At 57.4% G+C, this 13,420-nt stretch carries 13 protein-coding genes; 4 read left to right on the top strand and 9 right to left on the bottom strand.

Features of this window, described 5'->3' with window-relative positions:
• Positions 1-6 precede the first annotated feature (6 nt).
• On the bottom strand, positions 7-1,128 hold the full coding sequence (locus tag ACTJKV_RS13860) for a substrate-binding domain-containing protein (protein ID WP_153310795.1): 1,122 nt from the start codon (positions 1,126-1,128) through the stop codon (positions 7-9).
• A 38-nt stretch (positions 1,129-1,166) separates the two neighbouring features.
• Positions 1,167-1,994 (bottom strand): sugar phosphate isomerase/epimerase family protein, encoded by an 828-nt coding sequence (locus ACTJKV_RS13855; RefSeq protein WP_440598882.1) that lies wholly within the window; start codon positions 1,992-1,994, stop codon positions 1,167-1,169.
• Positions 1,995-2,182: 188 nt separating this feature from the next.
• On the opposite strand from ACTJKV_RS13855, the gene ACTJKV_RS13850 reads away from it, so the two are divergent.
• Together ACTJKV_RS13850 and ACTJKV_RS13845 are read left to right on the top strand one after the other, a co-directional pair.
• Positions 2,183-3,538, top strand: a complete 1,356-nt coding sequence (locus ACTJKV_RS13850) for an ROK family protein (RefSeq protein ID WP_153310797.1) — start codon at positions 2,183-2,185, stop codon at positions 3,536-3,538.
• Between the two features lie 9 nt (positions 3,539-3,547).
• A complete protein-coding gene (locus ACTJKV_RS13845; protein ID WP_153310798.1) occupies positions 3,548-4,552 on the top strand; it encodes a substrate-binding domain-containing protein in 1,005 nt (334 codons plus the stop codon).
• A gap of 839 nt (positions 4,553-5,391) precedes the next feature.
• Here ACTJKV_RS13845 and ACTJKV_RS13840 read toward each other — a convergent pair.
• The 6 genes from ACTJKV_RS13840 to ACTJKV_RS13815 all read right to left on the bottom strand — a co-directional run bounded on the left by ACTJKV_RS13840 (position 5,392) and on the right by ACTJKV_RS13815 (position 11,404).
• Entirely contained in the window at positions 5,392-6,069 is a 678-nt protein-coding gene (locus ACTJKV_RS13840; protein WP_207773771.1) for a hypothetical protein, read from the bottom strand.
• Positions 6,070-6,425: 356 nt separating this feature from the next.
• Complete coding sequence (gene hydA / locus ACTJKV_RS13835; RefSeq protein WP_440598881.1) at positions 6,426-7,832, bottom strand: dihydropyrimidinase; 1,407 nt, start codon at positions 7,830-7,832, stop codon at positions 6,426-6,428.
• 16 nt (positions 7,833-7,848) lie between these two features.
• Entirely contained in the window at positions 7,849-9,114 is a 1,266-nt protein-coding gene (locus ACTJKV_RS13830) for a cysteine desulfurase-like protein (protein ID WP_274101651.1), read from the bottom strand.
• A 23-nt stretch (positions 9,115-9,137) separates the two neighbouring features.
• Entirely contained in the window at positions 9,138-9,887 is a 750-nt protein-coding gene (locus tag ACTJKV_RS13825; protein ID WP_062600265.1) for an amino acid ABC transporter ATP-binding protein, read from the bottom strand.
• A complete protein-coding gene (locus tag ACTJKV_RS13820) occupies positions 9,884-10,558 on the bottom strand; it encodes an amino acid ABC transporter permease (protein WP_113179956.1) in 675 nt (224 codons plus the stop codon). Before ACTJKV_RS13820 ends, ACTJKV_RS13825 begins: the two co-directional genes overlap by 4 nt.
• A gap of 57 nt (positions 10,559-10,615) precedes the next feature.
• Positions 10,616-11,404 carry a transporter substrate-binding domain-containing protein gene (locus tag ACTJKV_RS13815; protein WP_111847523.1) on the bottom strand — a complete coding sequence of 263 codons (789 nt, stop codon included), beginning with the start codon at positions 11,402-11,404 and terminating at the stop codon, positions 10,616-10,618.
• 157 nt (positions 11,405-11,561) lie between these two features.
• Here ACTJKV_RS13815 and ACTJKV_RS13810 point away from each other — a divergent pair, with 157 nt between their 5' ends.
• Both ACTJKV_RS13810 and ACTJKV_RS13805 read left to right on the top strand, forming a co-directional pair.
• Positions 11,562-12,260 carry a FadR/GntR family transcriptional regulator gene (locus ACTJKV_RS13810; protein WP_113180097.1) on the top strand — a complete coding sequence of 233 codons (699 nt, stop codon included), beginning with the start codon at positions 11,562-11,564 and terminating at the stop codon, positions 12,258-12,260.
• Positions 12,261-12,434: 174 nt separating this feature from the next.
• A complete protein-coding gene (locus tag ACTJKV_RS13805) occupies positions 12,435-12,731 on the top strand; it encodes a PRC-barrel domain-containing protein (protein WP_062423755.1) in 297 nt (98 codons plus the stop codon).
• Between the two features lie 189 nt (positions 12,732-12,920).
• Here ACTJKV_RS13805 and ACTJKV_RS13800 read toward each other — a convergent pair whose 3' ends face one another.
• On the bottom strand, positions 12,921-13,175 hold the full coding sequence (locus ACTJKV_RS13800) for a hypothetical protein (protein ID WP_130978135.1): 255 nt from the start codon (positions 13,173-13,175) through the stop codon (positions 12,921-12,923).
• Between the last annotated feature and the right edge of the window lie 245 nt (positions 13,176-13,420).

The raw sequence follows: 13,420 nt of genomic DNA, 5'->3' as shown, positions 1-13,420 counted from the left end.
AGCGGTTTAGTTGCCTAGGCTGGACTTGACGTTGGCGGTCGCTTCGGTCGAATAGACCGTCTTCCACGCATCTAGCAGGCTGTCGCGGGTGACAGGCAGAGCCGGCAGGGCGACAAAGGCTGGGGCCGTCTTGCCCAGAAGGGCATAGCCGGCAAGTTTGGCTTCTACGACGCCCGCATCATAGGGCCGCTGGGCGCCGAGGCCCTTGACGAAACCGTTCTGCGCCATCGAGATCGCCACGTTTTCGCCGAGGTCGATCGTGGTGATGATCAGGTCGTCCCGTCCGGCATTTCGCGCTGCGGCGATGACGCCTTCGGCGGGCACGTCCCAGACCGCCCAGATGCCCTTGACGTTCGGGTTGGACGTCAGAATTGCGCCGGCGGCCTTTTCTGCGTCACCGGAGAAATCCGGGCCGCCGATGCCCTGCTCGGCTACGATCTTGATATCGGGATAGTCCGACGCGATGGTCTTCTTGAAGGCGTCATAGCGCTGCTTGGTAACGAAGAAATCAGCAGCGTGGAACACTAGGCCGATCTCGCCCTTGCCACCGAGTGCCTTGGCCATCAGATGCGCCGAGGCAACGCCATTGCCATAATTGTCAGCGGAGACGACGGAGACGTAGTCCTTGCCCGCCTTGAAGCCGGTAGGCACGTTATCCATGAACACCAGCTTGGTGCCAGCATCCGCTGCGGCCTTGTAGGCCGATGCGGTCGCAGTCGGATCGGTCGGGATGGAAACGATGATGTTCGGCTTCTGCGCCATGATGGTTTCGAGGTCGGCCACCTGCTTTTCGGGCTTGAAGCCGGCATCCGTGACCGCAATGACCTTGATGCCCATGGCCGCAAACTGTGTCTGCAAGCCGTTGATCTGGGCGCGAGACCAGTCATTGCCGCCGTAATGCATGACGATAGCAGCCGTGGCACCCATTGCCTTGACCTTGGCAAGTTCCTCGGCGGTCAGCGAGACGCCGGAGGCGGGCGACGGGTCTTCACCCGACGGTCCCTTCGACAGCACCGATTCCTGCAGCTTGGCGAGCGCGGTATCGGGATCGGCGGCAAATGTCGGGGCCGCGATGGACAGCACTGCCGCGATGGTCGCGGAGCACAAAAGAATGCGTCTGGTAATCATGGTTTCCTCCCGTGGATGGGGCATAGCCCCGGTGGCCTTCAATCCTTCTTGAGATCGGCCGATTTCAGATAAGTCATACTGGCACGAGCGCCCTCCAGCGGATCGGTCCAGGCATCGAGTTCCGCGCAGATCCAGCCGGCAAAGCCGATCTCGCGCAAGGCGGCAATAATGCCGTCGGTCGGCACGTCACCACGATCAAGAGGCGTGAAGGCAAACGGCTCGCGCTGCAGGCCCTTGAGGTGGACATAGGAAATACGGGACGCGTGATCGCGTATAAGCTGCGCAGGATCGCCGCCTGCTGCTGCGAGATGCGCCGTGTCCGGGCAGAAATCGATACCCGTCAGGCCGAAGATCTTTGCGACCTCCTCCGGTCCCTCCACGATTGTGGAGAGGTGGGGATGATAATGGCCGCGCAAACCGTGTGCGCTCGCAATTTCCCCTACCCGATCAAGCGCTGCCGCCAGCTTGTGAAAATCCGCCTCCCGCGTTCCGTCGAAACGCTTTGCGCCGCCGCCGACAACGAGATGCGGAGCACCGAGTTCGGCGGCCCGTTCCGCGGCGCGCGTCACGCGGGCCAACTCCTCCGGAAGGATATCGTCGAAGATGAAGTTTCCGCCAGCATATGCGGCGACAATGCTCAAACCATTGTCGGACAGCAGGGCACGCATATCCGCCGTGGCGAATTCGAGCAGGTTGCCATCGAAAAGCTCCACGCCTTCATATCCTGCCGCTGCAATATCGGCGAAGGCACGCCTCATGTCACCGAAGGTCCGGTAAGAGAGCTGTGTAATCGAGGTGACGCCAACGGCACTTCCGCCGAGCTCCCCCCAGCAATTGGCATGATAAGCCAGCTTGCAACGCTCCATGGTCATCTCCTCCTCAAGACATTTCCACCTTATATCGCCTTGATTGCGCCCTTAAACCACTCATGTCAACATTTAAAATGCATTTATTGGCAAACTTATGCTGTTTTAATACAAAAGTTTGTTGTTGCACGTCTCAAGGTGAGGATTTATCAAGGCTTATCCGCTTGGTTCGGGTGAAAGGAATAGATATGCCTGCTACGGCGAAGATGGACGCCGATATGCACCCGCGACGAAAGGGGCGTCCGCGCACGGCGGAAACGGCTGCGCCCAGCCTTGTGGAAATTCTCAACCTGGTGCGCACGGAAAAGGCTACGACCCGTCAGGAACTGGAGCGTGAAAGCGAACTCGGCCGCGCCGTGGTGGCAGATCGCCTGGGGACGCTCGCCGAACTCCGGCTCGTTGATGAGAGCGAGCTTGGGACGGCTACAGGCGGTCGGGCGCCGCGGCTCGTGCGGTTTTCCGCAAATCGCGGCAGCATCCTCGTCGCCACCCTCGACCAAACTGCGCTTGGCGTCGGCCTTGCCGATCTCGGCGGCCATCTGAGGATGGAACATCACGAGGCAGCGGACCTGACGCAACCTGTCTCTACGCTGCTTGACCGGCTCACCATGCTGTTTCGCTGGATCCTCGATATGCAGCCGGACGCCGGCGAGCTATGGGGCATTTCCATCTCGGTGCCTGGCGTCGTGACCGACGCTGGCGAAAGCTTTTTTCAGACTGGCACACCCCCGGTGCTGCCGGGATGGGAGAGCTTTCCGCTGGTCGAGAAACTGGTCGAGGGATTCGACGTTCCCGTCTGGCTGCGGTCCAGCGTCGAGACCATGACCATGGGTGAATTTCACTCCGGCGCTGGCGTCGGCCACCGGGCGATGCTGTTCGTCAAGATCGGTAAACGTATCGGCGCCGGGCTGGTCAGTGACGGTGCGCTGTTCCGGGGCGCACAAGGCGCGGTCGGCTTGATCGGCTCCGTGCCGGTGAGTTCGGGTGAGAGGCACGGTACGCTGGAGACCATGGCCGGCTCGGAGGCGATAATTCGTGACGGCCGGATACAGGCGGAGAAGGGCTTGAGCCCGATCCTCGCCGAGCATGCCCGGCGCGGCGGCGAGATCACGGCGGTCGAAGTGGCGCAGGCGGCGCATATGGGCGACGCGGCGGCCATCGATATCCTCTCGCAAAGCGGGCGTATGATCGGCCAGGTCGTGGCGACGCTTGCAAACATGCTGAACCCGGAACTGATCGTGCTCTCCGGGTCGATCGCTCAGAGCAACGATATCCTGCTGGCAGCCGCTCGCGAGGCCATCTATGGCGCATCCCACCCGCTGGTCAGTCGCGACCTACAGATCATCCGCTCACAGATGGGCAGTTCCTCCGGCCTCGTCGGGGCTGCTATCGTGGCGACGGAAAGCCTGTTCTCGCCAGCCGTACTCCGCGACTGGATTATGGCAGGGCGCCCGCAAGCGCATCCACAATTCGAGGCCCTTCGCGGCCGGTTAGAGGCGCAGACCGCAGCCGTTGCAGCGGTCATGCCGCCGCCCAAAACTTGAGGCGTGTCGATGGTGATTGAAGGACTTGGTCCCCATGGCGAACGCGCATCCGCACCAGAGCGGGTCTTGCTTCTTCCTGAGGACAAGGCACGGGCACGGGCTGCGGGCTTACGCATTGCCATCGTCCTGCATACGCTGGCGAGCGACTGGGCCAAGCAGCAACTGGCCGGTATCGTCGGAACGCTCGGCGACTGCGGTGTGGCAGTTATCGATGTCGTCGACTGCGGTTTCACGCCCGAGGTGCAGATCGAGGCGCTGGACCGTCTGATCCGCGAAGCACCGGACGCCATCATTTCGCTCCCGGTCGCCAATGCCAAGGTCGCCGCGGCCCATGCGCGCGTTTCCGCCGCCGGAATCAAGCTCGTGCTGCTTGATAATGTCCCGACTGGTCTACTGCCGGGCAAGGATTACGTATCGCTGATTTCAGCAGACAACTTCGGTCTCGGCAAGATGGCAGCAGAAGGTCTCGCGCCCCATCTCGGCGAGGAAGCCGAGGTTGGTGTGCTCGGCTACGAATCGGATTTCTTCGCGACCAACGAGCGCGAGATCGCCTTTGTGAAATGGATGCGTATCAACCGACCGCGCCACCACCTGCATGTCGCCCGATTCCCTTCCCTCACGGAGGCGGGCGCGACGGCTTCGGCGTTAGCAAAAAAGCTTCCGGACCTAAAAGGGCTGTTCGTGGTCTGGGATACGCCGGCCATCGCGGCGGCCGCGGCTCTCGTCTCCGCTGGCCTGTCTGTTCCGATCGCCACAGTCGACCTCGGCAAGGAGGCGGCCATCAGCCTCTCGGGCGGCGGGCCAATTGTAACAATTGCCGCCCAGCAGCCATTCCGGCAGGGGCAGACGGCCGCCTCGACAACGGTAACCGCTCTCCTCAGTCGCCTTACGCCAGCCTGGGTAGCCCTGCCCGGCGTTGCGGTAACTGCCACAAATGTGGTGGAATCGTTCCAGACGATCTGGCGGTCTCCGGCGCCTCGAGAAGTCTTGAGGCAGCAGAAGCTTCTCCGCTGAGTTTGGCTCATCTGACGATTTTGTTGTGAGGCGATCCTTCGTCGGTCCAAAATTTGGACTGATGAGACCAGAACCCGGATTGGTCTCATGCGATGGGCGCCGTGCCGCCACACGCACAACTTCGGTGCGCTGCGTGATATCCCACCCTTTTGCGCGTAAAGTTCAGCGCATCGATCCGGAAATAATTGCCGCTTTAGCGCCCTGTTGACTGAGGCCCAAAGCCAGGGCAAAAAGGTGGCATCCACGGTCGCTCGCGATTGGAAAACAGAGGGAATTTCAAGGATCTTGAATTAAGTCATTGAAATCACGTGAGAATCCAGGTTCTCCAGCCAATTCTCGCTAAATCCCCTTAATTCCTTGATTTTCTAGTCGTGCCGGATATCGTTTTGGCATCATTGGCGACCTGATGCCCAGAACTGTAGCCCACAGGTGATGCCCACGCGAAATCGCGCGCTGGCATTTTAGTTGGCAGGCAAGGGCAACAACCTCATGGCCCGCCGCGGCAATATTTTCTGTTGGAGTGCCCGCGTCCAAAATGCCGATGGGCGATGCCACCAGGCAGCCGTCTTTCATTGAGCCTTCACCGTTCTGACCGACAGAAATTCAAACTGTTGCTATCAAGCTTAACGTGCTGGTGGGTGAACGACGTGTTGCGGACTTTCAGCTGTGCAGCCCGCTGGAATGATGAAACTCATCGTCTGCGACTTTATTTTCCGGGCGATCGGCGATCGGCGGTCACCGCCGCGCCAATACTAGCTCAGCACGCATCATGGAATTGCAGCAGTCCAATGCACGAATCTTTGCAAAGTCGCCGTGTCAGGAAAGTACGCCTTCGGTGATCAAACCGAGGTAGCTATGCTTCTTGCATCAAAGGTAATCACCAAAGCCACGAGAAGCGCCGCCAGAGTGGCAAACAGAAATGCCGCGAGGAATATGGCGGTCGCTCTTTGTACTCCGATCCTAAGGTCGTGCATGAACCATCGAACCTGTGCCTGAGCATACCAGATCATTGCAAAAGCCACGGTAAACGAACCCACCAGCACCCCATGCTCTTCAGGCATGCTGATGAAATCAAACCCCAGCACAAGGAAAAAGGCGAAAGGCGCAGCGACATAGCATTGGCTGAAGAACGGCGGACGCAGCGAATTGCGAGTGATTTTTGATGCCTTCGATCGCAGCAACGTTACCGCCATACAAAGCGGGTAAATTCCGAAGATCACTCCGCGCGCAATCAGGAGGTTAGACCCAGACCCAAGTTCGCGCGCTGCCTGCGTGGTATCGTACACCGACGGCAGAGCATTGGAGAGCCCTTGGGAAAGAAGCAGGGTGATCAAGAGAAACAAGGGCGGGCTAAGGGTGTCGTCGTACTGGTCGTCGAGCCTGTCGGAGAGCTCGATGTCCGCATACCGCATCATCCTGAGAGGCGTGATCACCGATCTCCACATAGTGAGAGGATAAAACACCAGCCATGCCACGAGCTCGTAGAGAAGTTCTTCGAGCGACTTCAGCAGTTTCATGAAGTCCACTTGTCGGTCCTTTCCGCTCGATGCCTGAGACTGAATGTACCTGTTACCAGCCTGAATACCTGATGTAACCGAAACTTTCCGCGTCCCGTCTCTGCGAAATGTGACATTGATGACCAAGCGGGGAAGCCATCACGACGATACGATCAAAGCAGTGTTTGGCGCTTAAATTTCAATCCAATTTGACATGACACTCGAGCAAGACACCTTGCTCACGCTGGGAAGTGAACCTTCGCCGCCGAAATAGCTTGGCTCGATGCGCGTGAAAAGACGCAAGCTGAATCCCTTTCCGGTGAGCGGTCCCCCGATGTCCGCTATGGGATGACCGCTCCGCTCATTCCCAAAAAGTATCATTTCTTTACGAGGCACGAGGTCGTGCGAGGAATATATCTGCCCCCGGTCGGCGCAGGGCTGAGAGCGGCTTCTTCGACGATCGACTTGCCGCGCAGCAGCACGCGGATGGGCCATCCCTGCACCTCAAGACCTTCGTAAGGCGTATAATCCGAACCGTGCGCCAAGAGATCATTGACAATTGTCACTCGCTTTTCCGGGTCCCATAGAGCGAGATCGGCATCGGAGCCAACTGCGATTGTGCCCTTCTGCGGATAGAGCCCGTAGAGCTTGGCGTGGTTGGTCGATGTCTGGGCAACGAACTGGTTGAGCGATACACGCCCCTTCATCACACCTTCGGAAAACAGGATCGGTAATCGCGTGGCAACGCCTGGGATGCCATTTGGTATCCAGCGGAAATGCCGCTTTCCCTTTTCGTTCAGCTTCCCCTCGGCGTCTTCATAGCGAAATGGGCAGTGATCGGACGAGAAGAGATCGAAGACATTCTGCTCCAAACCTTCCCAGCATGCATCCTGGCTTTGCTGGTCACGTGGTGGGGGAGAACAGACGTATTTTGCGCCTTCCAGCGCATCCTGATCGAGATCAGCAGCTGTCAGCATCAGATATTGCGGACAGGTTTCACCGGCGATTTTCTGGCCGCGCATGCGGGCTCTGCGAATTTCCTCCATCGCCTCGCGATTGGACACGTGAACGATCACGATTGGGACATCCACGATCTCCGCAAGCGACAATGCCCGATGGGTTGCCTCACGCTCGGCCGCAATCGGCCGCGTCGTCGCATGATATTTGGGAGCAAGCTTTCCTTCGTCTTCGTGGCGTCCAATCAGATAGCGGATCGCATCTTCATTCTCGCAATGGACCATGACGAGCGCTCCGGTACGGCGCGCCGCATCGAGCGTATCCAGTATCTGATCATCGCGCAGCCGAAGCCCCTCATAGGTCATGAAGACCTTCAGCGACGTATAGCCAGCTTCCACCAGCGCCGGCAGTTCCTGCCCCAAAACCTCGGGGGTCGGATCAGTGATGACGAGATGGAAAGCAACGTCGGTATAACATTTGTCCTCAGCCTTGGCGTGGTAGGCCTTGAGGGCCTCGCGCAATGTCTGCCCCTTCTCCTGCATGCAGAAGGTCAGCACCATGCTATTGCCGCCCATGGCTGCCGACCGTGTTCCACTTTCAAAATCGTCCGCCATGACGATGCCTTCGCCGGACGGCTGGTCAAGGTGAACATGGCTGTCTATCCCGCCCGGCAACACGAAAAGGCCCGCGGCGTCGATGATCTCCGCTGCATCGTTAAGCCCGCTTGAAAGGGTCGCGATTTTTCCATCAAGGATACCGATGTCGCAGACAAAGGTATCGCTAGCGGTCGCCACGGTTCCGTTACGGATGATTGTATCGAAGCGCATCGACGCCGTCCTTTTCTCAGCTTGCTTTCGCAAAACCCGTTTCGCCGGAAAGAATTTTGTCGAGAGCCTGCGTGAAGCGATCGACTTCTTCCAAGGTATTATAATGCACCATGGACACTCTCAGCATGCCACTTTGGTCGGTGAGGCCAAGATATTCGGCCAAACGGCGCGAGTGGAAATCTCCGAACCGCATTGCGATATGATGCTCATCCATCGCGCGGCATATCTCAGCTGCGTCGCGGCCATCGAAGCGGAAAGCAATCGTGGGAACGCGGGAACTGTCTCCATTATGGCTCTGCCCGACGATCTGGCAGTCGTTTCGCGATCGCAAGTACGACAACAGCCTTTCGGTCAGTGCGTCCTCCTGGGCGGTGATTGCCTTGAACGCTGTTGCGATCCGATTACGAACACTGCTTTTTTCCCCGGCGTGTTCTCCAAGTTTCGTCAGGTAGTCGACGATGCCACAGGTGGAATAGGCAAGCTCATAATTGGGATTGCCAGGCTCGAGCTTTCCCGGAACTTTGTCCTTGCCGTAAAAGTAGTGGTAAAGCGTATCGAGCTCGAGGAGATAATCATATTTCCCATACATGAGCGCGTAATGAGGCCCGTAGGTCTTGTAGAGGCTGAAGACGTAGTAATCCGCATCGAAAGCCCGAACGTCAACGAGACGGTGGGGGGCGTAAGCCACCGCGTCCACGCATAGCCGGGCGCCTTGCGCATGAACGAAGTCGGCAATCTCGCGTACTGGGTTGATCGACCCAAGAATGTTGGAGACATGCGTCATGCAGACTAGCCGCGTGCGCTTCGACATCAAGGGCTGAAGATCTGCCAGATCAAGGCTCAAAGTGTTCTTGTTGAGCGGCCAGAACTTTATGATCACGCCCGCCGACTGCAGTCGATCCCAGGGACCGATATTGGATTCATGGTCACTCACGGTCACGATAATTTCGTCGCCGGGCTCAAGCTGGCTTTCCATGGCGCGCGCCAGGTTTTGCAGAAGCGCAGTTGTCGAATTTCCAAAGACGATCTCTTCAGGCCGCGTCGCGTTGACAAGGTGCATGGCGGCGGTGCGCGCTTCGTAGAGGGCCTCCGCCGCCTTTTGCGACACCTCATAAGAGCCGCCGATCTGGACATTGCGTTCGATCAGGAAGCTGTTGATACGGTCGATCGCACCCTGCAGGATCTGCGAACCGCCAGCGTTGTCAAAAAACGTCCAGCCTCGTTCCAGACCGGGAAATTGGCTTCGCACGAATTCCAGATCGAGCGATGGCTTATCGTTCATGGTGTGTCCTCCACAGACATAATTCAATGGTTGAGTACCGCGCGCAGGAAACTGCGCGTTCTTTCTTCCTGGGGATTGTCGAATATCTGCTGAGGGGTACCCATCTCGACCAGCTTCCCGCCATCCATGAAGATGACGCGGTCGGCCACCTGCTTGGCGAAGCCCATTTCGTGCGTCACGACGATCATGGTGACACCGGTCCCGGCCAGACGCCGCATGACATCCAGCACTTCCCCCACCATTTCCGGATCGAGAGCCGATGTCGGCTCGTCGAATAGAAGAACCTTCGGCTCCATGGCGAGAGCACGCGCAATCGCCACGCGCTGCTGCTGCCCGCCGGATAGCTGCCCAGGATACTTCTCCGCCTGTTCGGAAATGCCGACACGGGCCAACAGGTCTTTCGCCTTCGCAGCCGCCTGCGCTTCGCCAAGCCTGCGCACACGCATCGGCGCCAGCATGACGTTTTTAAGCACCGTCATATGTGGAAAAAGATTGAAGGACTGAAATACCATGCCGACTTCGGCACGAACTTTGGCAAGATCCTTGCCGGGACGCACCTTGACGCCATCGACGGTGATGGAGCTCTCAGGCGAGAAAGCCTCCAGGTGATTGATGCATCGGATCAAGGTCGACTTGCCGGACCCAGATGGACCGATAATGCAAACGACCTCACCTTCGGTGATATTCAGGTCAATACCGTGTAGCACGGTATATGTACCATAAGCCTTGAATAGCCTTTCGACGCGGATCAAATTCTTGGATTGATCAGTCATCTACGTCTCCCTGCACCAAACCGCACTTCGAGTCGGGAAACGACAGCCACCATGGGCCAGAGCAGCAGGACATAGATCAGAGCCGCACCAATCAAGGGCGTGGGATTGGCGCTCAGGGCCTGCGCTTGCGTCGCCTGCTTTAACAGATCAGGCATGGCGACCACCGACGCCAGGGCCGTATCCTTAAGGACATTGATGGAATTGTTGGTCAGTGGCGGAATAACGATCCGAATGGCTTGAGGGAGAATAATGTCCGCCATTGTGTGCCGGTTGGATAGACCGAGAGCCGCCGAAGCCTCGAACTGGCCGACCGGTATGGCGTCGATGCCTGCACGGAAAATCTCTGCCGTATAGGCCGCCGAAACAAGCGAGAGCGCTGTGACCGCCGAAAAGAACGGCGAGAGCCTAATCCCGACGAATGGCAACGCGTAATAAATGACGATGAGAAGAACGAGCAAGGGAATGGATCGGAAGACGTCCACATAGACACGGATGAGCAGCACGATTGCCCGTGGCGCGTAAAGCCGAGTAACCGCAAGCACAAGGCCACCAACGAGACCGGCGACGATGCTGACGATGCCAATCTGAAGCGTGACGACCAGTCCCCACATCAGTTGCGGAAGGCTTTGAAGCAGGACATCGTAATTGAAGAATGTGTTGATGAGATTCATGCCGAAAAGGCTCCCTCAAGCCAGCGGATCTAAGACCCGCTGGCGGCTGTGGTGCTGTTAAAGTTTTGGCATGTCCATGACCGTCACGGTCGATGTTTTCTCTTCCGCAGGCGCTCCAAACCAAGTCTGATGAAGCTTGGCGAGATAACCGTCCTTCTTCATCTCGGTGATGACGCCATTCACCTGCTCTGCAAGCGGGTCGCCCTTGTTGAACATAACGGAGTATTTCTCGCCGGTCTCGATGCGGGCGACCACCTTCAGTTCTGGCTTGTCCTTCACATAGTACAAGAGAGCTGGAATGTCGCTGATGTAGCCATCGATGCGGCCGGCAACAAGATCGAGCATAGCGGGAGAAAGTCCTTCGAACCGCCGGATGTCGGAGAACTTGTATTCGGCCTTATTCTTCTCAGCCCACATGTCGCCGGTCGAGCCAGTGTCAACACCGACCACTTTGTCATTCATATCTTTCAAGCCGGTGATTCCGGACTTTGCTGTCACCGTGAGCGACTGGTCGCTGTCGTAATATGGCTGCGCGAAGGATACCGATTCAAGACGCTTTGGCGTAATGGTAATCGAAGAGATCGCCATATTGATGCGCCCCGACTGAACCGCCGAGAACAGTCCATTGAATGGAGTGTTTACAAACTCGACCGACTTGCCGAGGCGCTTTGCGACCTCGTTGACGAGGTCGACTTCGAACCCGACGACTTTGCCGGAGGCGTCCTGGAATTCCCACGGCACGTTGCCGATGTTTGCGCCCACAGTCAAATCAGCGGCGCGCGCTGCTTGCATGCTCATAAGAGCGATACCGGCAGCCAATGAAGCGGTTAAAAATCTCGCTGTCATGCGTTTCATCAGTGTTCCCCTTGTTATTTGATACACGATCACACATTGTGGTCTAACTGGTCGGACCAGTTAGACCAAACAAGCATGGACTTTCGGTCTTGGCAAGCTGTTGTGTTGAAAATAGACGTTGATTAAGAAAAAGAGGGATGCGCGCAGGATGCTGAACAAAACGCTTTTGCCACAAACAGTGGCGCGCGAAATCCAGACTATGATTCAGAGCGGCGTGCTCAAGCCCGGCGAAAAAATCCAGTCCCAGCGCGAGCTATCGGAAAAGTTCGGCGTCAGTCGCGCGTCGCTGCGCGAAGCCTTGCTGACCCTTGAGACACTTGGCATGGTAAAGACGGAAGCAGGACGCGGAACCTTCGTCACCGCTCCAGCAGAGCGCTCTGCGGGACCCGCTGCCAATATGGCGCCGTGGCGGTACTCGCAAAGCTATTCCGCTTTCGATGTGTTCCAAACACGCGCACTTCTCGAAGGCGAGATCGCGAAACTGGCCGCCGGTCGCTTGACTCAGCGCCAACTGGACGAAATGGAGCAGGCCACCGAGACGATGGAGCGTTCCTGGGAGAAGCAGGATGTCATCTCCAATGTCGAAGCCGACCTGCAGTTTCATTCGACGATCGTATCCGCGTGCTCGAATGTGATGTTGCAGGCGTTGTACCAGACTGTCCGTGAACTTATCACGGAGACCCAGCGGCAACCCATTCCCATTACGGATCCAGCCAGGATGCGCAAATCAATTGCCGAGCATCGCCGCGTCATTGAGGCTCTACGTCTCAACGACGGAAACTTGGCGAAAGCGGAGATGGAAATGCATATTCGCAACACAGCCCGCTGCGCTGGGCTGGATCCTTAGATTGCCGACCGCAGGTATCGTCGCCGCGCATGAGCGTGTGAAGCTACGAGCGCCGCGTTTTAGTTGAGACAGAGCGGTGCACGTTGATTTCGTGATACACCCGCTCACACAAATTTCCTCGGAACAGGAGCGGAATCCACGAGTTATCCTGGTGCCAACAACAGGAGAAACATCATGGATCATAGCAATCACATCCGCCTCACCGTTGATGAACTGAGACCCTCCGTGCTCGCAGGAGCCACGGTCTACGGAGCAGACGATCACAAGGTCGGAAAGGTTGACCACGTCCATGGTATCGGCGAGAGCAGCAGCGTGATTATCGATGTGGGTGGCTTTCTCGGGATCGGCGCGAAGCCAGTTGCGGTTTCCATCTCGGATCTGGACTTCATGCGTGACGAGGACGGCGATGTGCATGCCGTGACCTCCTGGACGAAGGATCAGCTCAAGGAGATGCCAGAGCATCGCGACTGATCTTTTGATAAAGCGGGGGCGGCCTCTAGGGGCCGCCTTTTGCTTCGACGACGTGGCCCGTTCATTTTTTGCGGACTACGACAAACTTTATGCGACAGAAAAGCTATGACGACCGTCTCACCGGTGGCGGTGTTTCCATCTCTCGCCACGCGCTATCCTATGCACAGAACGTATCTCGAAAGGCCCGTCTCACTTCAACTGGTTGAGTAGAGCCGAAATCTTGTCCGATTCTGGCAGGTGCGGCGCGTGCTCCAGTTTGGATTTGTGCCGATAGCTCGGGCTGGTCGCATACCATTCGATAAGCGCCGAGGCAACTTCCTGTGCTCTTCCATCAGTCTTGTCGACACCGTTTTCTTCGCACCAGGCGTTGAGGAAACGGTTGACCTCTTCCAGGTCATCTGACGAAAGGGGGACGGTGGAATAAGATGGAGACTGTGTGTTCATGGTGGCACCACGCATTAATTATATATGTTACAACTTCCGAATAAATTGTTTTGTTCCCATAAGTATTTGGGGCAGCTGATGATATTGCAAAAGCGGCCTCACTTTCGATATTTGCGGTAGAAGGTCGCGCCTTTTGCATGACGTGGAGCGCTTGGAAATATATGTGCTCCTCCTCGTCCCGCACTCACGGGAATTCTCAGGACAGTCCTCCAGCACAACCGTCGCCGAAAAGGCTTGTCTGATGC

Source organism: Agrobacterium sp. 22117 (assembly GCF_052045735.1).
In the GTDB taxonomy this organism is placed as follows: domain Bacteria; phylum Pseudomonadota; class Alphaproteobacteria; order Rhizobiales; family Rhizobiaceae; genus Agrobacterium; species Agrobacterium cavarae.
This window is presented reverse-complemented; position numbering and strand designations above follow the sequence as displayed.

Coding starts and splice junctions, on each gene's coding strand:
- ACTJKV_RS13800 (WP_130978135.1), bottom strand. CDS start 13,175: ATGAACACACAGTCTCCATCTTATTCCACCGTCCCCCTTTCGTCAGAT.
- ACTJKV_RS13855 (WP_440598882.1), bottom strand. CDS start 1,994: ATGGAGCGTTGCAAGCTGGCTTATCATGCCAATTGCTGGGGGGAGCTC.
- ACTJKV_RS13820 (WP_113179956.1), bottom strand. CDS start 10,558: ATGAATCTCATCAACACATTCTTCAATTACGATGTCCTGCTTCAAAGC.
- hydA (WP_440598881.1), bottom strand. CDS start 7,832: ATGCGCTTCGATACAATCATCCGTAACGGAACCGTGGCGACCGCTAGC.
- ACTJKV_RS13805 (WP_062423755.1), top strand. CDS start 12,435: ATGGATCATAGCAATCACATCCGCCTCACCGTTGATGAACTGAGACCC.
- ACTJKV_RS13815 (WP_111847523.1), bottom strand. CDS start 11,404: ATGACAGCGAGATTTTTAACCGCTTCATTGGCTGCCGGTATCGCTCTT.
- ACTJKV_RS13830 (WP_274101651.1), bottom strand. CDS start 9,114: ATGAACGATAAGCCATCGCTCGATCTGGAATTCGTGCGAAGCCAATTT.
- ACTJKV_RS13825 (WP_062600265.1), bottom strand. CDS start 9,887: ATGACTGATCAATCCAAGAATTTGATCCGCGTCGAAAGGCTATTCAAG.
- ACTJKV_RS13850 (WP_153310797.1), top strand. CDS start 2,183: ATGCCTGCTACGGCGAAGATGGACGCCGATATGCACCCGCGACGAAAG.
- ACTJKV_RS13810 (WP_113180097.1), top strand. CDS start 11,562: ATGCTGAACAAAACGCTTTTGCCACAAACAGTGGCGCGCGAAATCCAG.
- ACTJKV_RS13845 (WP_153310798.1), top strand. CDS start 3,548: ATGGTGATTGAAGGACTTGGTCCCCATGGCGAACGCGCATCCGCACCA.
- ACTJKV_RS13860 (WP_153310795.1), bottom strand. CDS start 1,128: ATGATTACCAGACGCATTCTTTTGTGCTCCGCGACCATCGCGGCAGTG.
- ACTJKV_RS13840 (WP_207773771.1), bottom strand. CDS start 6,069: ATGAAACTGCTGAAGTCGCTCGAAGAACTTCTCTACGAGCTCGTGGCA.